This is a genomic window from Microcella daejeonensis (genome assembly GCF_026625045.1).
Classification (GTDB): domain Bacteria; phylum Actinomycetota; class Actinomycetes; order Actinomycetales; family Microbacteriaceae; genus Microcella; species Microcella daejeonensis.
Genome location: NZ_CP113089.1, coordinates 2,490,998 through 2,509,916 on the forward strand (window position 1 = coordinate 2,490,998; position 18,919 = coordinate 2,509,916).

Here is an 18,919-nt window from a genome sequence, read left to right on the forward strand (position 1 = left end):
GTGTGAACCTCTCTGCTGCGTATCGGGGGCGGGGATGCTCGGCCGGGGCTCGGGAGCCGCGGCCGTCGGCGACTCAGGCTGACGGCTCCAGACCGGAGCGCAGCACGTCGCCGAACACATCGTCCGGGTCGAGCCTACGCAGTTCCTCGGCGAGGCATTCGCGCAGCGTCCGACGAGGGAGCGACAGCTCGTGGGTCGGCTGCCCGGCCTGCGTGAGTCGCGCGATCGCCGGCTCGGTGCGCTCGAGCGTGAGCGGACCGGAGGAGCGGTGCAGCACCACGCGCGAGAGCCCGGCGGTCGCGTCGTCGCCCACGACCCGCACCTCGACGGGCACCTGGAGCTGACGGCGCAGCCAGGCCGCGAGGAGCACGGTGGAGGGGGAGTCGGGCGGGCCCTCGACCTCGACGCGCTCGACGGGCTCGTAGGGCGGCTGGTCGAGGGCGGCGGCGAGCTGGGCGCGCCAGAGCGTGAGCCGCGTCCAGGCGAAGTCGGTGTCGCCGGGCTCGTACTCGCGGGCGAGCCGTTCCAGACGGGCGAGCGGGTCGGCCGAGGCGGCGGCGTCGGTGATGCGGCGCTGGGCCAGATCGCCGAGCGGGGTCTCGCCGGGGCGCGAGGGGCACTCGCCCGGCCACCAGGTCACGACGGGCGCGTCGGGCAGCAGAAGACCCGTCACGAGCCCGTGCTGGTCGCGCGCGGCGTCGCCGTGGGCGCGCAGCACGACGACCTCGCTCGCGCCCGCGTCACCGCCCACGCGGATCTCGGCGTCGAGCCGGGCATCCGCGTCGGCGCGGTCGGTCGAGACGACGATGATGCGCATCGGATGCTCGCGCGAGGCGTCGTTCGCCGCCGCGATCACGTCCTCCTCCTCGCCGATGCTCGTGGCGATGATGAGGGTCAGCACACGGCCGAGAGCGACGGCCCCCGCCTCGTCGCGGATGCGCACGAGGGTCTTGGTGACCTTGCTGGTCGTCGTGTCGGGCAGGGTGATGATCACGGGCGCCTCCAGACGCGGCCGTCGCGGGCGAGGAGGTCGTCCGCGGACTTCGGGCCCCAGGTGCCGGGAGCGTACTGCTCGGGGCGCCCCTGGGTGGCCCAGTACTCCTCGATCGGGTCGAGGATCTTCCAGCTGAGCTCGACCTCCTCGTGGCGGGGGAAGAGCGGGGGCTCGCCGAGCAGCACATCGAGGATGAGCCGCTCGTAGGCCTCGGGGCTCGCCTCGGTGAAGGCGTGGCCGTAGCCGAAGTCCATCGTCACGTCGCGCACCTGCATTCCCGCCCCGGGCACCTTCGAGCCGAAGCGCATCGTGACGCCCTCGTCGGGCTGCACGCGGATGACGAGCGCGTTCTGGCCGAGCGCCGAGGTCTGGCTCTCGGCGAAGAGGTACTGCGGCGCGCGCTTGAAGACGACGGCGATCTCGGTGACGCGGCGGCCGAGCCGCTTGCCGGCGCGCAGGTAGAACGGCACGCCCGCCCAGCGGCGCGTGCCGATGTCGAGGCGCATCGCGGCGTAGGTCTCGGTGACGGACTCCGGGTTCATCCCGTCCTCCTCGAGGAAGCCCCGCACGTGCTCCCCGCCCTGCCAGCCCCCGGCGTACTGCCCGCGCGCGGTGGCGGCGCCGAGGTCCTTCGGCAGACGCACCGCCGAGAGCACCTTCTCCTTCTCGGCGCGCAGGTCGGCGGCGGCGAAGGAGACGGGCTCCTCCATCGCCGTGAGGGCGAGCAGCTGCAGCAGGTGGTTCTGGATGACGTCGCGCGCCGCCCCGATGCCGTCGTAGTACCCGGCGCGCCCGCCGACCCCGATGTCCTCGGCCATCGTGATCTGCACGTGGTCGACGTAGTTCGCGTTCCAGATCGGCTCGTACATCATGTTGGCGAAGCGCAGCGCGAGGATGTTCTGCACCGTCTCCTTGCCGAGGTAGTGGTCGATGCGGAACACCGAGTCCGGCGGGAAGACCGACTCGACCACGGCGTTGAGCTCCCGGGCCGTCGTGAGGTCGCTCCCGAAGGGCTTCTCGATGACGACGCGGCGCCACTGGCCGTCCTCCGCCTCGGCGAGGCCGCTGCGGCGCAGCTGCTCCGTCACCTGCGGGAACGACTTCGGCGGGATGGAGAGGTAGAAGGCGTGATTGCCCATCGTGCCCCGCTCGCGATCCAGCTCCGCGATCGTCTCCGACAGCCGCTCGAAGGCGTCGTCGTCGTCGAACTCGCCCGAGACGAAGCGGATGCCCGCCGCGAGCTGCTTCCAAACGTCCTCGTTGAACGGCGTGCGCGCATGCTCCTTCACGGCATCGTGCACGACCTTCTCGAAGTCCTGGTCCTCCCAGTCGCGCCGTGCGAATCCGACGAGGGCAAACCCCGGCGGCAGGAGCCCGCGGTTCGCCAGGTCGTAGACGGCGGGCATGAGCTTCTTGCGCGACAGATCACCCGTGACTCCGAAGATGACGAGCCCGCTCGGACCGGCGATGCGGTTCAGGCGGCGGTCATCGGGGGAGCGCAGCGGGTTGCTGTCCGGCGAGATGTCGACCGGGGGCATGGATCTCCTCGTGCGGGAAGGGGTGAGGTCTCGAGCGAGCGGAGCTCAGGCGAGTGCGGTGATGAGCGCGGCGATCGCGCTCGCGTCGGCGACGGTGAGCGTCACGACCGGACGGCCGTGATCGGCGAGCACCCGGGCGTCGCCGGCGGCCTGCGCCGCGATGAGCTGCCCGAAGGTGAACGGACGATCGGCGATCTCGAGGTCGCCCTCGGCCGTCGAGACGATCTGCAGGAAGACTCCGTGCGCCGGACCGCCCTTGTGGTACTGGCCGGTCGAGTGCAGGAAGCGCGGGCCCCAGCCGAAGGTCGTCGGGCGCCCGCTCGCGGCGGCGATGCGGTGCCGCACGGCCTCGAGCTCCGGGTGCGCCGTGCGATCGAGGTACGCCTGCACGGCGACGTAGCCGTCGGCGGGCACGGCGGCGAGCAGACGGTCGACGGCCTCGCTGACCGTCGTCGCCCCCTCGAGCAGCGGCTGAGGACCGGCGACGCCGACCCCGCCGTCGACGAAGAGCGGCGCGACCGGTTCGGGGCGCGCGTCGAGCAGGCCGCGAGCGGCGACCTTGGCCGACTCGACGTCGGGCTGGTCGAAGGGGTTGATGCCGAGCATCATGCCGGCGATCGCCGTGGCGTACTCCCACGTCATCATGAGCGAGCCGAGCGAGCCCGAGAGCTCGATCTCGCCCTCGGCCACCTCCTCGGTCGCGCGGGCGTCGGCGACGAGACGCACGACCTGCACGTCGGGCGCAGGCGAGACGAGCTCGGGCGCGTCGATCCCGACAACGACCGGCAGGATGCCCGTGCCGTCCTTGCCCGTCGACTCCGCGATGAGCTGCTCGACCCAGTCCCCGAGCCCCACGACGTGGGTGCCGTCGGCGACGAGCACGAGCTTGTCGCGCCGGGGCTCGGTGCCCGCGATGGCGGCGGCGAGCTGCAGGCCGGGGTTCGACGGGCTGTCGATGGAGAGGGGCGCGAGCGCCGCGTCCGCCTCGTCGAGCAGCTCCGCGATGTCGGCGCCGGCGAGGCCCGAGGGGACGAGGCCGAAGGCGGTGAGCGCGGAGTAGCGCCCGCCCACCGTCGGGTCGGCGGTGAAGACCCGGTACCCGGCTGCGCGCGAGGCCTGCTCGAGCGGCGACCCGGGGTCGGTGACGACGATGATGCGCTCGGCGGGGTCGATGCCCGCGGCGGCGAAGGCCGCCTCGAAGGCGCGCTTCTGGCTGTCGGTCTCGACGGTCGACCCCGACTTGGAGGAGACGACGACCGCGGTCGAGGCGAGGTCCTTCTCGACGACGCCGCGCACCTGGTGCGGGTCGGTCGCGTCGAGGACGACGAGCGGGACGCCCGCCGTCGCGGTGATGACCTCCGGGGCGAGCGAGGATCCGCCCATCCCGCACAGGACGATGCGGGTGATGCCGCGCGCGGCGAGCTCCTCGCGGAGCTGCCGGATCTCGTCGACCAACGGCCGCGAGACGCCGACGGCGTTGATCCACCCGAGCCGCACGGAGGCCTCCGCCTCCGCGGCCGGACCCCACAGGGTGGGGTCGCCCGCCGTGAGCCGACTCGCGACGAGCTGCTCGACGAGGGTGGGCACGTGCCGCGCGATCGCCTCCGCGGCCGGGCCGCGGGCGCCGACGGTGGCGGTCACTTCGCGGCCTCGAGCGCGGCCGAGACCGTGTCGAGCAGCTCGTTCCAGCTGACGATGAACTTCTCGACGCCCTCCTTCTCCAGCAGGGCGGTCACCTCGGCGATCGAGACGCCCTGCTCCTCCAGCGCGGCGAGCACCGCCCGCGAGGCGTCGTAGGAGCCGCTGACCTCGTCGCCCGTGACGACCGCGTGATCGAAGGTGGCCTCGAGCGTCTTCTCGGGCATCGTGTTGACGGTGTCGCCGACGGCGAGGGCCGTGACGTAGAGCGTGTCGGGCAGGGCAGGGTCCTTGACCCCGGTGGATGCCCACAGCGGGCGCTGCGCGTTGCCGCCGGCCTCGAGCAGCGCGGTGGCGCGCGGCTCGGCGAAGGCCTGCTCGAAGAGCTCGTAGGCGAGCCGCGCGTTGGCGATGCCCGCCTTGCTCTTGAGCGCGAGCGCCTCCGGGGTGCCGATGGCCTCGAGACGCTTGTCGATCTCGGAGTCGACGCGCGAGACGAAGAAGGAGGCGACCGAGTGGATGGACGCGAGGTCGTGCCCCGCGTCGCGCGCCTTCTCGAGCCCCGCCAGGTAGGCGTCGATCACCGCGCGGTAGCGCTCGAGGCTGAAGATCAGGGTGACGTTGACGCTGATGCCCGCCCCGATCGTCTCGGTGATGGCCTCGAGGCCCTCGAGCGTGGCCGGGATCTTGATCATCGCGTTGGGGCGGTCGACCTTCGCCCACAGCTGGCGCGCCTGCTCGATGGTGCCGGCCGCATCGTGCGCGAGGCCCGGCTCGACCTCGATCGAGACCCGGCCGTCACGGCCGGCGGTCGCGGCGTACACGGGGGCGAAGATGTCGCTCGCCGCCGCGACGTCGTCCGTCGTGATCTCGAACACGGCGTCGGTCACGTCGACGCCGGCGGCCGCGAGGTCGCGGATCTGGTCGTCGTAGGTGGTGCCGGTCGCGAGCGCCGCGGCGAAGATCGTCGGGTTCGTGGTGACGCCCACGACATCGCGGTCGGCGATGATCGCGGCGAGACCGCCGGAGGAGATCCGGTCGCGCGACAGGTCGTCGAGCCAGATGCTCACGCCGAGTGCGCTGAGCTGTGCGGTGGGGGTGGAGGTCATGCTGTCCTCGGTTCTCTGGTGCTGCGGGGGAGGGAGGGGTCGGTGGGGGAGCGCGGTCAGCGCGCGGCGAGGGATTCGCGCGCGGCGGCCACGGCGGCCTCGGTCGTGATGCCGAACTCGCGGAACAGCGTCTGGTAGTCGGCCGACGCGCCGAAGTGCTCGATCGACACGGCGCGGCCGCGCACGCCGAGGTAGCGGTGCCAGCTGAGCGAGAGTCCCGCCTCGATGCTGACGCGCGCGGTGACGGCGGCCGGCAGCACCGACTCGCGGTACTCCGCGCTCTGCTCCTCGAACCACTCGAGGCTCGGCGCGGAGACGACGCGCGCGTGCACGCCCTCCGCGGCGAGCACCTCGCGGGCCTCGAGCGCGATCTGCACCTCGGAGCCGGTCGCGATGAAGATGACCTCGGGCTCGCCGTTCGCGGCCTCGGCCAGGACGTAGGCGCCGCGTGCGACGTGGTGGGCCGCGGCGAGCACCTCGCCCGAGGCGAGGTCGTCCCCGCGCTCGAACACGGGCACGTTCTGCCGCGTCAGGGCGAGGCCCGCCGGGTGGCTGTGCCGGTCGAGGATGGTCTTCCACGCCCAGGCGGTCTCGTTGGCGTCGGCGGGGCGCACGATGTCGAGCCCCGGGATGGCGCGGAGCGCCGCGAGCTGCTCGATCGGCTGGTGCGTCGGGCCGTCCTCGCCGAGCGCGACGGAGTCGTGGGTCCAGACGTAGGTGACGGGCACGCCCATGAGCGCGGCGAGCCGCACCGCGGGGCGCATGTAGTCGCTGAAGATGAGGAACGTGCCGCCGAAGACGCGCGTGCGGCCGTGCAGGGCGATGCCGTTGAGGATGGCGCCCATGGCGTGCTCGCGGATGCCGAAGTGCAGGATGCGGCCGTAGGGGTCGGCCGTCCACTCGTGCGTCGAGCCCCCGGCGGGCACGAAGGAGCCGCCCCCGGCGATCGTCGTGAGGTTCGACTCGGCGAGGTCGGCCGAGCCTCCCCAGAACTCGGGCACGACGCCGGCGATCGCGTTGATGACCTTGCCGCTGGCGGCGCGGGTCGACACGCTCGTGCCGCCCTCGAACACCGGCAGCGCCTCGGTGAGCCCCTCGGGCAGCTCGCCCGCGAGGATCCGGTCGAGGAGGGCCTTCTTCTCGGGGTTCGCGGCGGCCCAGGCGTCGAAGCCGACCTGCCACTCGGCGTGGCGCGCGGCGCCCCGCTCGACGGCGGCGCGCGTGTGGGCGATGACCTCGTCGGAGACGACGAAGCTCTGCTCGGGGTCGAAGCCCATGAGGGTCTTCGTGGCCGCGAGCTCCTCGCCACCGAGCGCCGAGCCGTGGATCTTGCCGGTGTTCTGCTTGGTCGGCGCGGGCCAGCCGATGATCGTCTTGAGGATCACGAGGCTCGGGCGGCCGGTCTCGGCCTTCGCCGCCTCGAGCGCGGCGTGCAGCGCGTGCACGTCCTCGACGTACTCGCCGGTCTGCTTCCAGTCGACGGTCTGCACGTGCCAGCCGTAGGACTCGTAGCGCGCCGCGACGTCCTCGGTGAACGCGATGTCGGTGTCGTCCTCGATCGAGATCTGGTTCGAGTCGTAGATGGCGATGAGGTTGCCGAGCTGCTGGTGGCCGGCGAGCGAGCCCGCCTCGCTCGTGACGCCCTCCTGCAGGTCGCCGTCGCCGGCGATGACGTACACGTGGTGATCGAAGGGGCTCTCGCCCGCGGGGGTCTCGGGGTCGAGGAGCCCGCGCTCGAAGCGCGCCGCGTAGGCGAAGCCCACGGCGGAGGCGAGGCCCTGCCCGAGCGGGCCGGTCGTGATCTCGACGCCGTCGGTGTGTCCGTACTCCGGGTGGCCGGGGGTCTTGGAGCCCCAGGTGCGCAGAGCCTTCAGGTCGTCCAGCTCGAGTCCGTAGCCGCCCAGGTAGAGCTGCACGTACTGCGTCAGCGAGCTGTGCCCTGCCGAGAGGATGAAGCGGTCGCGCCCGAGCCACTGCGGGTCGGCGGGGTCGTGCCGCATGGTCTTCTGGTGCAGCAGGTAGGCCACGGGGGCGAGGCTCATCGCGGTGCCGGGATGCCCGTTGCCGACGTTCTCCACGGCGTCCGCCGCGAGCAGTCGGGCCGTGTCGACGGCGGCGGAGTCCAGCGGGTCCCAGGTGAGGTCGGTCATGACGGGGGTACAGCCCTTTCTCGATGCGAGCTCAGGGGCGATCGAGGTGGTACTGCCCCTGGCGGGAACCTTGCCGTGATCGTCATCGATCGTGACCGCGGCCCACTCGGGCACCCGGAAGGGCGCCCCCGTTCGAGAGACGGACGTGGCGGCTGACAAGCTCGACCCAGTATAGAGAGCGGCCGCAGCGGCCGGGGGCGCCGGCCGAGCATCCGCCCAGCACCGCACCCGTAGACTGGAGGGCGCACCCGCCGCGCGAAGAGGAGACATGGATACTGCGCTCGACCCGTCGATCACGACCCGTCCGCGCACCCTCAAGCGCACCGTGGCCGCGTACGTCGCTCTGACGAAGCCGCGGGTCATCGAGCTGCTGCTGGTCACGACCGCCCCCGTCATGATCCTCGCCGAGGACGGCCTCCCGAGCCTCTGGCTCGTGCTCGCCACTCTCATCGGCGGGGCGCTCTCCGCCGGGTCGGCCGGCGCGTTCAACATGTACATCGACCGCGACATCGATCGCATCATGCAGCGCACGCAGAACCGTCCGCTCGTCACGGGGGAGCTCACCGACCGCCAGGCGCTCGTCTTCGCGTACACCCTCGGCGTCGTCTCCATCGCCTGGCTCGCGCTCACCACCAACTGGCTGGCCGCCTCGCTCGCGCTCGCCGCCATCCTCTTCTACGTCGTCATCTACACGCTCGTGCTCAAGCGCCGCACCGAGCAGAACATCATCTGGGGCGGCATCGCGGGCTGCTTCCCGGTCGTCATCGGCTGGACGGCCGTGACGGGCTCGCTCGACTGGCCGCCGCTCATCCTCTTCCTCGTGGTCTTCCTCTGGACCCCGCCGCACTACTGGCCGCTCTCGCTGAAGTACCGCGACGACTACGCCTCGGCCTCGGTGCCGATGCTCGGCGCCGTGCGGGGCCGGGCCATGGTGGGTCTGCAGACGATCCTCTACGCGTGGGCGACCGTCGCGTGCTCGCTCCTGCTCATCCCCGTCGCCGACATGGGGGCGCTGTACTCGGGTGCGGCCGTGCTCGCCGGCGCCTGGTTCATCATCGAGAGCCACCGGCTCTACTCGCGGGCGCTGCACGGCCGCGAGGCGAAGCCCATGCAGGTCTTCCACGCGAGCATCACGTACCTGACGCTGCTCTTCGTCGCCGTGGGCATCGACCCGCTGCTGCCGTACTAGACGGGAGCAGGAAGCGGGCGGCCGACGCCGCGCCGCCCGCCCAGCGCGCGACCGGGCGCGCTGGCGACGCTGATCCAGCACCGTGCAACTGGTGCCGCGCGTTGCGGAACCGCTCCCGCCGCGCTGGCGTCTCCGCGCCGGCGCTGCTCTGCTAACGCGCGACGAGGACCGGCTCGGCCGGCTCGACCGCGGGAGCCTGCTGCTCGGCGCGGCTGAGCCGCATCTCGAGCAGCACCCGGGTGACCGCCGCGATGAGCACGCAGGCGAGCACCATGTGCACGCCCACGAGGATCTCGGGCAGGCCGAGGCGCGCCTGCGCGACCCCGACGACGATCTGAACGGCCTCGACGACGAGCAGCGCGACGACCGCGCGCTGCAGTCGCGGCATGCCGAGGCGCACGGCGACGACGAGCAGGGCGACGCTCAGGGCCGCGGTCGCGTAGGCCGGCCAGGAGTGCACATGCTGCAGCAGCTCCGAGTCGAGGCCGTTGCGCGCCGCACCGCCGTCGCCGGCGTGCGGGCCGGAGCCCGTCACGACGATGCCGACGAGCACCGTGATCCAAGCGCCGACGGCGGTCGCGAGGCCGAGCATCCGCACGGGGGAGGGCACGGCCAGCGAGCGCGAGGCCGGCCCGCGGTAGACGCGGTAGACGAGCACCGTGGCGAGCGCGACGAGCGCGGTCGAGACGACGAAGTGGAAGCCGACGATCCAGGGGTTCAGGTTCGTGAGCACGGTGATGCCGCCGATGATCGCCTGAGCCGGGATCCCGAGTCCGAGGGCGATCGAGAGACGCAGCAGCTCGGGGCGCTCGCGGCGCATCCGCACGACGAAGGCGAAGGCGGCGATCGCGATGATCACGAGCACGAAGGTCAGCAGGCGGTTACCGAACTCGACGATGCCGTGGATGCCCATCTCGGGCGTCGCGACGAACGAGTCCTCCGTGCACCGCGGCCAGGTCGGGCAGCCGAGGCCCGAGCCGGTGAGGCGCACCGCGCCACCGGTGCCGACGATGAGCGTCTGGCTAACGAGCGACGCCCACGCGATGAACCGCACGCGCCGGTCGACCGTCGTCGGGAGCCACGCCCACACCGCGCGCGCCGAGCCGACCAGTTGCTGCCACAGGCGATTCACGGTGCTGCACCCTCTCCGTCCAGGCTGAGCACGGTAGACTTTCAGCGCTCACCATCAGTGTCGATAGCGGGTGCCTCCGCGGGTTCCGCGAGGGGCATCGACCCGCCAGAGTCCAGTGTAAATCGGGCTCCATGAGCATCCGCCTTCAAGAGACCCACCGCGTCCCGCGGGGGGAATGGGCCGCCATCGCCACCGGTTGGGTTCGGCAACAGAGAGGAACATCGTGTCTGACGTGCTTATCGATCGACCCGAGCTGGAAGGTCTGGGGCAGTACGAGTTCGGCTGGTCCGACTCCGACGCCGCCGGCAGCACCGCCCGCCGCGGCATCAGCACCGAGGTGGTCTCCGACATCTCCGCGCTCAAGAGCGAGCCCGAGTGGATGCTCAAGACCCGCCTGAAGGGCTACGACCTCTTCGGCAAGAAGCCCATGCCGAACTGGGGCGCCGACCTCTCCGGCATCGACTTCGACAACATCAAGTACTTCGTGCGCTCCACCGAGAAGCAGGCCACCACGTGGGAGGAGCTCCCCGAGGACATCAAGGCCACGTACGAGAAGCTCGGCATCCCCGAGGCCGAGCGCCAGCGCCTCGTCTCCGGCGTCGCCGCGCAGTACGAGTCCGAGGTCGTCTACCACCAGATCCGCGAGGACCTGGAGCAGCAGGGCGTCATCTTCATGGACACCGACACGGCGCTGCGCGAGCACCCGGAGCTGTTCCAGGAGTACTTCGGCACGGTCATCCCGCCCGGCGACAACAAGTTCGCCGCGCTCAACACGGCCGTCTGGTCGGGCGGATCGTTCGTCTACGTGCCGCCCGGCGTGCACGTCGAGATCCCGCTGCAGGCCTACTTCCGCATCAACACGGAGAACATGGGCCAGTTCGAGCGCACGCTGATCATCGCCGATGAGGGCTCGTACGTGCACTACATCGAGGGCTGCACGGCGCCGATCTACAAGAGTGACTCGCTGCACTCGGCCGTCGTCGAGATCATCGTGAAGAAGAACGCACGCGTGCGTTACACGACGATCCAGAACTGGTCGAACAACGTCTACAACCTCGTCACCAAGCGCGCCGTCGCCCACGAGGGCGCCACCATGGAGTGGATCGACGGCAACATCGGCTCGAAGGTGACGATGAAGTACCCGTCGATCTTCCTCGTCGGCGAGCACGCCAAGGGCGAGACCCTGTCGGTCGCCTTCGCCGGCCCCGGCCAGCACCAGGACGCCGGCGCGAAGATGATCCACATGGCGCCGTACACGACGTCGTCGATCATCTCGAAGTCGATCGCCCGTGGCGGCGGCCGCGCCGGCTACCGCGGCGAGGTGCGCGTGGACGCCGCGGCGCACCACTCCGCGAACACGGTGCGCTGCGACGCCCTGCTCGTCGACACCATCTCGCGCTCCGACACCTACCCGGCGATCGACATCCGCGTCGACGACGTGCAGCTCGGCCACGAGGCGACCGTCTCGCGGGTGAGCGAGGAGCAGCTGTTCTACCTGCAGTCGCGGGGTCTGCCCGAGGACGAGGCCATGGCGATGATCGTGCGCGGCTTCATCGAGCCGATCGCGCGCGAGCTGCCCATGGAGTACGCGCTCGAGCTCAACAAGCTCATCGAGATGAACATGGAGGGCAGCGTCGGCTGATCGCCCGCGCCGCCGCCCTCCCGCCCCCACGAAAGGACCCCCAGGCTCGATGACCGAGACCCTGATCGCCGACGCGCTCGCCGCCCGCCAGGCGGACGTGCCCATCCAGACCCGATCCGCCCGCCCGACCTCGTTCGAGCCCGCGGACTTCGCCGCCCCCTCGGCGCGCGAGGTCAACTGGAAGCTCAGCGACCTGCAGCGGCTCGCGCCCCTGTTCGTCGACGAGCCCGCCGAGAGCGCGCGCGCCGTGACCGTCGAGGTGGATGCCCCCGCCGGGGTGCACGTGCCCTCCACGGGTCTCGACGCCCCCGTCCGCGGTGAGGTGTTCCGCCCCGAGGATCGCCCGAGCGCCATCGCGTGGAAGCGCAGCGAGGACGCCCTGCACCTGCGGCTCCCCGCGGGTCAGGTGCTCGAGCAGCCGGTGCGCGTGCGCCTGCACGGCACGGACGCGACCGCGCGGTCCACGGCCCACATCGTGATCGAGGCCGAGCGGGACTCCCACGCCACCGTCGTCCTCGAGCACACGGGTTCGGCCCAGTTCGCGCAGAACGTCGAGATCATTGTGCGCGACGGCGCATCCCTCACCGTGCTGTCGCTGCAGGCGTGGGAGGACGACGCCGTGCACGCCGCGGCCCATCAGGCCGTCGTCGGGCGCCGGGCATCCCTCACGCACTTCGTCGTCAGCCTCGGCGGCGCCGTGGTGCGGGTGAACCCGAGCGTGCGGCTCGCCGGCGAGGGCAGCCACGCCGAGCTCTTCGGGCTCTCCTTCGCCGACAGCGGGCAGCACCTCGAGAGCCAGGTCTACCTGTTCCACGAGGGCCCCGCCACGAAGGGCAACGTGCTCTACAAGAGCGCGCTGCAGGGCGCCAAGGCCCGCACGGTGTGGATCGGCGACGTGCTCATCGGCGCCGACGCGGTCGACACCGACTCGTACGAGGCGAACCGCAACCTCGTTCTCACCGACGGTGCGCGCGCCGACAGCATCCCGAACCTCGAGATCGAGACCGGCGAGATCGCCGGCGCCGGACACGCGAGCGCCACGGGCCGGTTCGACGACGAGCAGCTGTTCTACCTGCGCTCGCGCGGCATCTCCGAGAAGGAGTCGCGTCGCCTGGTGGTGCTCGGCTTCCTCATGGAGATCGTGCAGAAGATCGCCGTCGACGACGTGCGCGCGCGGCTCATCGACGCCGTCGAGGCCGAGCTGGCGACGATGGAGGTCGACTGAGATGGCCGGCACCCGCGTCTGCGCCGACAGCGAGCTCGCGCCCGCGACGGCGATGAAGGTCGTCATCGACGGCAAGCCCATCGCCGTCGTCAAGGACTCCGCCGGGGCCGTCCACGCGCTCGGCGACACGTGCACCCACGGCGACATCTCGCTCAGCGAGGGCTTCGTCGAGGACGGCACGCTCGAGTGCTGGGCGCACGGGTCGAAGTTCGACCTCGCGACCGGCGCTCCGAAGAACTTCCCGGCCTTCGAGCCGGTGCCCGTCTACGCGGTGACCGTCGAGAACGGCGAGATCCTCGTCGACGCCGACGCCGTCATCACGCCGTAGCCGGCACCCTCCCGCATCAGCCGCCCGCTCCCGCGGGCACCACGACGAACGGAACCCCACGACATGGCCACTCTCGAGATCCGCGACCTGCACGTCTCGATCGACACCGATCAGGGCGCCAAGGAGATCCTCCGCGGCGTCGACCTCACCATCAACGAGGGCGAGATCCACGCGATCATGGGCCCCAACGGCTCGGGCAAGTCGACCCTCGCGTACACGATCGCCGGGCATCCCCGCTACACCGTCGACTCGGGCTCGATCACGCTCGACGGCGAGGACGTGCTGGCGATGAGCGTCGACGAGCGCGCCAAGGCGGGCCTGTTCCTCGCGATGCAGTACCCCGTCGAGATCCCCGGCGTGACGGTGTCGAACTTCCTGCGCACCGCCAAGACCGCCCTCGACGGCGAGGCCCCGCCGCTCCGCGCGTGGGTCAAGGACCTCAAGAGCTCGATGGAGGCCCTGCGCATGGACCGCGGCTTCGCCGAGCGCAACGTCAACGAGGGCTTCTCGGGCGGCGAGAAGAAGCGCCACGAGATCGTGCAGCTCGAGCTGCTCAAGCCGAAGTTCGCCGTGCTCGACGAGACCGACTCCGGCCTCGACGTCGACGCGCTCAAGATCGTCTCGGAGGGCGTCAACCGCGTGAAGGAGTCGACCGGCCTCGGCGTGCTCCTCATCACGCACTACACGCGCATCCTGCGCTACATCAAGCCCGACTTCGTGCACGTCTTCGTCGAGGGCCGCATCGCCGAGCAGGGCGGCGCCGAGCTGGCGGATCGCCTCGAGAACGAGGGCTACGATCGCTTCGTCACGTCGACGCCGGTAGCCTGACCGCATGCCTGTCGCTCTCGAACCGAAGCTCTTCGACCAGGTCGAGGAGGGTCTCAAGGACGTCATCGACCCCGAGCTCGGGGTCAACATCGTCGACCTGGGGCTCGTCTACGACCTCGCGTGGGACGAGGAGTCCGACGCCCTCATCATCTCGATGACCCTCACCTCGGCCGGATGCCCGCTCACCGACGTCATCGAGGAGTCCGTCGCGAACTCGCTCGACGGCATCGTGCAGCAGTTCCGCATCAACTGGGTGTGGATGCCGCCGTGGGGCCCCGAGCGCATCACCGACGACGGTCGCGACATGATGCGAGCCCTCGGCTTCAGCATCTGACCCCTGCGCTCTCAGAACGAGGAACGCCCCCGCCGATCATTCGGCGGGGGCGTTCTGCATGCGGGATGCGCGGGCGTCAGGCCTCGTCGGTGCGACGGGCCTCGGCCGCGCGCCACAGCGCGGGCAGCAGCGCGGCGGCGATGCCGGCCTTGATCAGGCCGCCGATGATGAAGGGGACGAAGCCGGAGGCGAGCACGCTGCCGAGGTCGTTGGGCAGGCCGAGCTGGCCGAGCGACAGCGCGAGCCAGGGGAGGCCGACCGCGAAGACGACGAGCGAGCCGCCGATGAAGGTGATGGCGGCCTTGAGCCAGCCGCGGTCCCACTGCTGCTCGGCGGCCCAGCCGACGATCGCGGCGGCGAGGATGAACCCGATGATGTAGCCGCCGGTCGGCCCGGCGATGACGCTCCACCCCGACTCCGTGTCGCTGAAGATCGGCAGGCCGAGACCGCCGAGCAGAGCGTAGAGGCCGAGCGAGGCCGCGCCGCGGGCCGCGCCGAGCGAGGCGCCGACGATGAGCACCGCGAGCGTCTGGCCCGTGACCGGCACCGGCCAGAGCGGGATGGCGACCTGGGCGAGGGCGGCGACGAGCGCCGTGCCGCCGAGCACGAGGACGATGTCGGAGGCGAGGGTGCGGGGCTGGACGCGGTCCACGAGAGTGGGGCGCGCGAGGGGAGTGGCGATCGACATGAGCGGTGCGTTCCTCACGGGAATCGGGGATCAGGGGACCTCGGTAGACTATCGGGCTGACCCCCCGTCGCCCCGGCTGACGAAACCCACCAAAGAAACGGACCTCCGCTGTGCTCGCTGTTCAGGATCTCGAGATCCGGGTCGGCGCACGCCTGCTCATGGAGAACGTCGCCTTCCGCGTCGACAAGGGCGACAAGGTCGGCCTCGTCGGCCGCAACGGCGCCGGCAAGACCACGCTGACGAAGGTGCTCGCGGGCGACGAGCTGCCCGCCGCGGGCACCGTGCAGCGCACGGGGGAGCTCGGCTACCTGCCGCAGGATCCGCGCTCCGGCGACCCCGAGCAGCTCGCCCGCACGCGCATCCTCGATGCCCGGGGCCTCGGCCAGATCGTCATCGACATGCAGCAGGCGACGCAGGACATGGCGAGCTCCGACCCCGAGGTCAGCGAGAAGGCGATGAATCGCTACGGGCGGCTCACCGACCGGTTCCTCGCGCTCGGCGGCTACGCGGCCGAGGCGGAGGCGGCGTCGATCGCCAGCAACCTCAACCTGCCCGACCGCATCCTCGGCCAGCCGCTGAACACGCTCTCGGGCGGTCAGCGCCGCCGCATCGAGCTCGCGCGCATCCTGTTCAGCGACGCCGAAACGATGATCCTCGACGAGCCCACCAACCACCTCGACGCCGACTCCGTCGTCTGGTTGCGCGAGTTCCTCGGCAGCTACCAGGGCGGCTTCATCGTCATCAGCCACGACATCCATCTGGTTGAGGAGACCGTCAACAAGGTCTTCTACCTCGACGCCAACCGCCAGGTGATCGACATCTACAACATGGGCTGGAAGCACTACCTGCGCCAGCGCGAGGCCGACGAGGAGCGCCGCAAGAAGGAGCGCGCCAACGTCGAGAAGAAGGCCACCTCGTTGCAACAGCAGGCCGCCCGCTTCGGGGCGAAGGCCTCGAAGGCGGCCTCGGCGCACCAGATGGTCGCCCGCGCCGAGAAGATGCTCTCGGGGCTCGAGGAGGTGCGCGCCGTCGATCGGGTGGCGAAGCTGCGGTTCCCCGATCCGGCGCCCGTGGGCAAGACCCCGCTGCAGGCCCGCAACCTCTCGAAGAGCTACGGCTCGCTCGAGATCTTCACGGCCGTCGATCTGGCGGTGGACCGCGGCTCGCGCGTGGTCATCCTGGGTCTCAACGGTGCCGGCAAGACCACGCTTCTGCGGATCCTCGCGGGAGTCGACGCCCCCGACACCGGCGAGCTCGAACCGGGCCACGGCCTGCGGGTCGGCTACTACGCGCAGGAGCACGAGACGCTCGACGTGAAGCGCAGCGTGCTCGAGAACATGATGTCGGCCTCGGAGACGATCACCGAGCGCGAGGCGCGCAGCGTGCTCGGCTCGTTCCTGTTCCTCGGCGACGACACCGCGAAGCCCGCCGGCGTGCTCTCCGGCGGGGAGAAGACCCGCCTCTCCCTGGCGATGCTCGTCGTCTCGAAGGCGAACCTGCTGCTGCTCGACGAGCCGACGAACAACCTCGACCCGGCGAGCCGCCTCGAGATCCTCGGCGCGCTGTCGAGCTACGCCGGCTCGGTGATCCTCGTCAGTCACGACGAGGGCGCGGTCGAGGCGCTGAACCCCGAGCGGGTGCTCATCATGCCCGACGGCGTCGAGGACCTCTGGACGAAGGACTACGCCGAGCTCATCTCGCTCGCGTAGCCCGGCCCCGTCCGAGGGAGGCACAGGCAGTCGTGACCGGCGTCAGCGGCTCGCGTCGAGCAGCGCGTCCTCTTCATCGGCGTCGCTCGGGCGACGTCGCGCCGGCTCGGCCACGGGCACCCCGGTGCGCTCGGATTCGACGGCACGGGCATCCTGCCGCAGCGCCCAGCCGAAGCCGATGAAGGCGAGGATCGCGAAGACGTACCACTGGAAGGTGTAGCTGAGGTGCGGACCCTCATCGAGGATCGGGCGCTGGGCGGGGAGCGGGCGCTGCGCCGGCGCGGGATCCTCGGCGATCAGCTGCCCGTAGGCCGTCGTCTCGACCTCGTCGCCGAGCAGCTCGGCGATCTGAGGCAGGTTGATGGTGGCGATCTGCCCCTCGGGCGCGCCGCGGCCGGTGATGGTGGGCTCGCCGGGCTTCAGGCGGGCGGTCACCTCGACGCGGCCGGACGGCGCCTCGGGCACGACATCGGGGGAGTCTTGCGCGGACCCGATCGGGAGCCAGCCGCGATCGATCACGACGATCGTGCCGTCGTCGAGCTGCAGAGGGGTGAGAACCCCGAAGCCCGGGCGGCCGTCGCGCGGTCGGTTGCGGGCGAGCAGCTGATCCTCGGCGAGGTACTCGCCCTCGAGCACGACGGGCAGCCACTCGTCGGCCGGGTCGAAGCCCTGCCCACCACCCATGACGACGGAGTAGTCCACCGGCTCGGCGTCGTAGTTGTCCTCGATGAGGCTGATCTCGGCGACCGCCTCCTCACGGCGCGCCCACTGCCAGAGACCGAACCCGACGCACACGATGGCGACGACGACGGTGAGGGCGAGGTAGCCGAGCCACTTGCGCGACAGGGCGAGGCGCGTGATGCTCACGCGCTCATTCTCCCCGATCGGGCACGCGCCCGACGACGACGCCCGCCGGGGTGATCGTGACCGGGAACCCGCGCTGATCGACGAAGTCGTAGAGGAAGTCGCGGTGCTCGGAGCACGCGAGCCAGACCTTCACCCGGTCGGCGGCGTGGATGCTCGGATTGCGCCAGTTGACGGCCCACTCGGCCTCGGCGCGGCAGCCGGCCCGCGAGCAGCGCGTGCCCGAGATCTCGCCGGGCAGGGAGATCACGCGGACTGCCCGGGGCCGCCGGGGGAGTACGGCATCATCTGGCCGGGGCGCTCGACGGCCGGCCCGGAGGAGGGCACGACGTTGTTGGCGACGAGGACCGCGAAGGAGGGCAGGATGATCGCGCCGAGGGCGGGGATCAGCAGCCACCAGCCGGGAGTGACGAAGCACGCCGCGATGCAGACGAGACGGATCCCCATCGCGACCGCGTACTTGACCATGCGGACGTGCCGCTCCTCGGTCGGGGAGGCGGGGATGCTCGTGATGGCGGCGCCCGGCGTCTGCTTCATGTCGGCTCGAGTCTAAGGACGCAGCCTGCGCATAAGCTTGAGGGTCATGACCACCCAGCGCACCGTTCTCATCACCGGCGGCAACCGCGGCATCGGCTTCGCGATCGCCGAGGAGTTCCTCGCCCAGGGCCACCGCGTGGCCGTCACCGCCCGTTCCGGGGCCGGCCCGGAGGGCGCGATGACCGTCACCGCCGACGTGACCGACGCCGCCTCGCTCGACGCGGCCTACCGCGAGGTCGAGGAGGCCTACGGGCCCATCGAGGTGGTCGTGGCGAACGCCGGCATCACGCGCGACACCCTCATGCTGCGCATGAGCGACGACGACTTCCAGCAGGTGGTCGACACCAACCTGACGGGCGCCTTCCGCACGGTCAAGCGCGCGGCGAAGGGGATGCTCAAGGCGCGCTTCGGCCGCATCGTGCTCATCTCGAGCGTGGTCGGCCTCTACGGCTCGGCCGGGCAGGTCAACTACAGCGCCTCGAAGGCGGCCCTGGTCGGGATGGCGCGATCGCTCACGCGCGAGCTCGGGTCGCGCGGCATCACCGCGAACGTCGTCGCCCCGGGCTTCATCGAGACCGACATGACGGCGGCGCTGCCCGAGGAGCAGCAGAAGGCCTACCGCGACGCCATCCCCGCGGGTCGGTTCGCGAGCGCGCAGGAGGTCGCCCGCGTCGTCACGTGGATCTCCTCCGATGACGCCGGCTACATCTCCGGCGCGGTGATCCCGGTCGACGGCGGCCTCGGGATGGGCCACTAGCGCTCGCGCTCGCCTCCGTCCCAGGATCCCCCGCAGGGGGCCTGAGTCTCTATCGCGAACGGCTGGACAGCACCGCCCTGCGGGTATACGGTCCCCTCAGACATACCCGCCCCCTCCTGCGATTCCTGGCGCAGGCCGTGGACGCGCTCGTGCCGATGATCGGGGCCCGCACCCGGGACCGGATGTCGTGAGCGCGACCGCTCCCACCCGAAGCACGTCCTGCCCGCCCTCCTCGAATCGCGGTCGCCTCCCCGGCC

18 protein-coding genes are annotated in these 18,919 nt (G+C 71.2%); 8 read left to right on the forward strand and 10 right to left on the reverse strand.

Annotated elements, in window-relative coordinates; genetic code table 11:
• Positions 1 to 73: 73 nt before the first annotated feature.
• Genes OVN18_RS11995 through tkt form a run of 5 tightly spaced genes read right to left on the reverse strand, consistent with a single transcriptional unit; the run spans position 74 to position 7,429 of the window.
• On the reverse strand, positions 74 to 994 hold the full coding sequence (locus OVN18_RS11995) for a glucose-6-phosphate dehydrogenase assembly protein OpcA (protein WP_267737253.1): 921 nt from the start codon (positions 992 to 994) through the stop codon (positions 74 to 76).
• On the reverse strand, positions 991 to 2,532 hold the full coding sequence (zwf, locus tag OVN18_RS12000; protein ID WP_267780999.1) for a glucose-6-phosphate dehydrogenase: 1,542 nt from the start codon (positions 2,530 to 2,532) through the stop codon (positions 991 to 993). Before zwf ends, OVN18_RS11995 begins: the two co-directional genes overlap by 4 nt.
• Positions 2,533 to 2,577: 45 nt before the next feature.
• On the reverse strand, positions 2,578 to 4,173 hold the full coding sequence (locus OVN18_RS12005; protein WP_267781000.1) for a glucose-6-phosphate isomerase: 1,596 nt from the start codon (positions 4,171 to 4,173) through the stop codon (positions 2,578 to 2,580).
• A complete protein-coding gene (gene tal / locus OVN18_RS12010; protein ID WP_267781001.1) occupies positions 4,170 to 5,279 on the reverse strand; it encodes a transaldolase in 1,110 nt (369 codons plus the stop codon). The genes OVN18_RS12005 and tal overlap by 4 nt, the downstream gene beginning before the upstream one ends.
• A gap of 56 nt (positions 5,280 to 5,335) precedes the next feature.
• Positions 5,336 to 7,429 (reverse strand): transketolase, encoded by a 2,094-nt coding sequence (tkt, locus tag OVN18_RS12015; RefSeq protein ID WP_267781002.1) that lies wholly within the window; start codon positions 7,427 to 7,429, stop codon positions 5,336 to 5,338.
• 268 nt (positions 7,430 to 7,697) lie between these two features.
• On the opposite strand from tkt, the gene OVN18_RS12020 reads away from it, so the two are divergent.
• Complete coding sequence (locus OVN18_RS12020) at positions 7,698 to 8,618, forward strand: heme o synthase (RefSeq protein ID WP_267737258.1); 921 nt, start codon at positions 7,698 to 7,700, stop codon at positions 8,616 to 8,618.
• Between the two features lie 151 nt (positions 8,619 to 8,769).
• Here the strand turns inward: OVN18_RS12020 and OVN18_RS12025 are convergent, their stop codons facing one another.
• Complete coding sequence (locus OVN18_RS12025) at positions 8,770 to 9,750, reverse strand: COX15/CtaA family protein (RefSeq protein ID WP_267781003.1); 981 nt, start codon at positions 9,748 to 9,750, stop codon at positions 8,770 to 8,772.
• A 223-nt stretch (positions 9,751 to 9,973) separates the two neighbouring features.
• On the opposite strand from OVN18_RS12025, the gene sufB reads away from it, so the two are divergent.
• The 5 genes from sufB to OVN18_RS12050 all read left to right on the forward strand — a co-directional run bounded on the left by sufB (position 9,974) and on the right by OVN18_RS12050 (position 14,107).
• Positions 9,974 to 11,392, forward strand: coding sequence for a Fe-S cluster assembly protein SufB (sufB, locus tag OVN18_RS12030; protein WP_324287711.1), 1,419 nt, complete (start codon positions 9,974 to 9,976; stop codon positions 11,390 to 11,392).
• A 49-nt stretch (positions 11,393 to 11,441) separates the two neighbouring features.
• The gene (gene sufD / locus OVN18_RS12035) at positions 11,442 to 12,617 is read left to right on the forward strand and encodes a Fe-S cluster assembly protein SufD (protein WP_267781004.1); all 1,176 of its coding nucleotides are present in this window, start codon (positions 11,442 to 11,444) and stop codon (positions 12,615 to 12,617) included.
• Position 12,618: 1 nt separating this feature from the next.
• Entirely contained in the window at positions 12,619 to 12,945 is a 327-nt protein-coding gene (locus OVN18_RS12040) for a non-heme iron oxygenase ferredoxin subunit (protein WP_267737262.1), read from the forward strand.
• A 63-nt stretch (positions 12,946 to 13,008) separates the two neighbouring features.
• Positions 13,009 to 13,773: a Fe-S cluster assembly ATPase SufC gene (gene sufC, locus OVN18_RS12045; RefSeq protein WP_267737263.1), complete on the forward strand. Its 765-nt coding sequence runs from the start codon at positions 13,009 to 13,011 to the stop codon at positions 13,771 to 13,773.
• 4 nt (positions 13,774 to 13,777) lie between these two features.
• Complete coding sequence (locus tag OVN18_RS12050; protein WP_267737264.1) at positions 13,778 to 14,107, forward strand: metal-sulfur cluster assembly factor; 330 nt, start codon at positions 13,778 to 13,780, stop codon at positions 14,105 to 14,107.
• Between the two features lie 76 nt (positions 14,108 to 14,183).
• On the opposite strand, the gene OVN18_RS12055 is transcribed toward OVN18_RS12050, so the two are convergent.
• Positions 14,184 to 14,795 carry a biotin transporter BioY gene (locus OVN18_RS12055; RefSeq protein WP_267781005.1) on the reverse strand — a complete coding sequence of 204 codons (612 nt, stop codon included), beginning with the start codon at positions 14,793 to 14,795 and terminating at the stop codon, positions 14,184 to 14,186.
• A 110-nt stretch (positions 14,796 to 14,905) separates the two neighbouring features.
• On the opposite strand from OVN18_RS12055, the gene OVN18_RS12060 reads away from it, so the two are divergent.
• Positions 14,906 to 16,504 carry an ABC-F family ATP-binding cassette domain-containing protein gene (locus tag OVN18_RS12060; RefSeq protein WP_267737266.1) on the forward strand — a complete coding sequence of 533 codons (1,599 nt, stop codon included), beginning with the start codon at positions 14,906 to 14,908 and terminating at the stop codon, positions 16,502 to 16,504.
• Positions 16,505 to 16,546: 42 nt separating this feature from the next.
• Here OVN18_RS12060 and OVN18_RS12065 read toward each other — a convergent pair whose 3' ends face one another.
• Genes OVN18_RS12065 through OVN18_RS12075 form a run of 3 tightly spaced genes read right to left on the reverse strand, consistent with a single transcriptional unit; the run spans position 16,547 to position 17,905 of the window.
• Positions 16,547 to 17,371 carry an SURF1 family cytochrome oxidase biogenesis protein gene (locus tag OVN18_RS12065; RefSeq protein WP_267781006.1) on the reverse strand — a complete coding sequence of 275 codons (825 nt, stop codon included), beginning with the start codon at positions 17,369 to 17,371 and terminating at the stop codon, positions 16,547 to 16,549.
• Positions 17,372 to 17,375: 4 nt separating this feature from the next.
• Positions 17,376 to 17,618, reverse strand: a complete 243-nt coding sequence (locus OVN18_RS12070) for a hypothetical protein (RefSeq protein ID WP_267737268.1) — start codon at positions 17,616 to 17,618, stop codon at positions 17,376 to 17,378.
• The gene (locus OVN18_RS12075) at positions 17,615 to 17,905 is read right to left on the reverse strand and encodes a DUF3099 domain-containing protein (RefSeq protein WP_267781007.1); all 291 of its coding nucleotides are present in this window, start codon (positions 17,903 to 17,905) and stop codon (positions 17,615 to 17,617) included. The genes OVN18_RS12070 and OVN18_RS12075 overlap by 4 nt, the downstream gene beginning before the upstream one ends.
• 46 nt (positions 17,906 to 17,951) lie before the next feature.
• Between OVN18_RS12075 and fabG the strand changes: the two genes are divergently transcribed.
• A complete protein-coding gene (gene fabG, locus OVN18_RS12080; RefSeq protein WP_267737270.1) occupies positions 17,952 to 18,662 on the forward strand; it encodes a 3-oxoacyl-ACP reductase FabG in 711 nt (236 codons plus the stop codon).
• Positions 18,663 to 18,919 lie beyond the last annotated feature (257 nt).

Coding starts and splice junctions, on each gene's coding strand:
- zwf (WP_267780999.1), bottom strand. CDS start 2,532: ATGCCCCCGGTCGACATCTCGCCGGACAGCAACCCGCTGCGCTCCCCC.
- tal (WP_267781001.1), bottom strand. CDS start 5,279: ATGACCTCCACCCCCACCGCACAGCTCAGCGCACTCGGCGTGAGCATC.
- tkt (WP_267781002.1), bottom strand. CDS start 7,429: ATGACCGACCTCACCTGGGACCCGCTGGACTCCGCCGCCGTCGACACG.
- OVN18_RS12020 (WP_267737258.1), top strand. CDS start 7,698: ATGGATACTGCGCTCGACCCGTCGATCACGACCCGTCCGCGCACCCTC.
- sufD (WP_267781004.1), top strand. CDS start 11,442: ATGACCGAGACCCTGATCGCCGACGCGCTCGCCGCCCGCCAGGCGGAC.
- OVN18_RS12040 (WP_267737262.1), top strand. CDS start 12,619: ATGGCCGGCACCCGCGTCTGCGCCGACAGCGAGCTCGCGCCCGCGACG.
- sufC (WP_267737263.1), top strand. CDS start 13,009: ATGGCCACTCTCGAGATCCGCGACCTGCACGTCTCGATCGACACCGAT.
- OVN18_RS12050 (WP_267737264.1), top strand. CDS start 13,778: ATGCCTGTCGCTCTCGAACCGAAGCTCTTCGACCAGGTCGAGGAGGGT.
- OVN18_RS12055 (WP_267781005.1), bottom strand. CDS start 14,795: ATGTCGATCGCCACTCCCCTCGCGCGCCCCACTCTCGTGGACCGCGTC.
- OVN18_RS12075 (WP_267781007.1), bottom strand. CDS start 17,905: ATGAAGCAGACGCCGGGCGCCGCCATCACGAGCATCCCCGCCTCCCCG.
- fabG (WP_267737270.1), top strand. CDS start 17,952: ATGACCACCCAGCGCACCGTTCTCATCACCGGCGGCAACCGCGGCATC.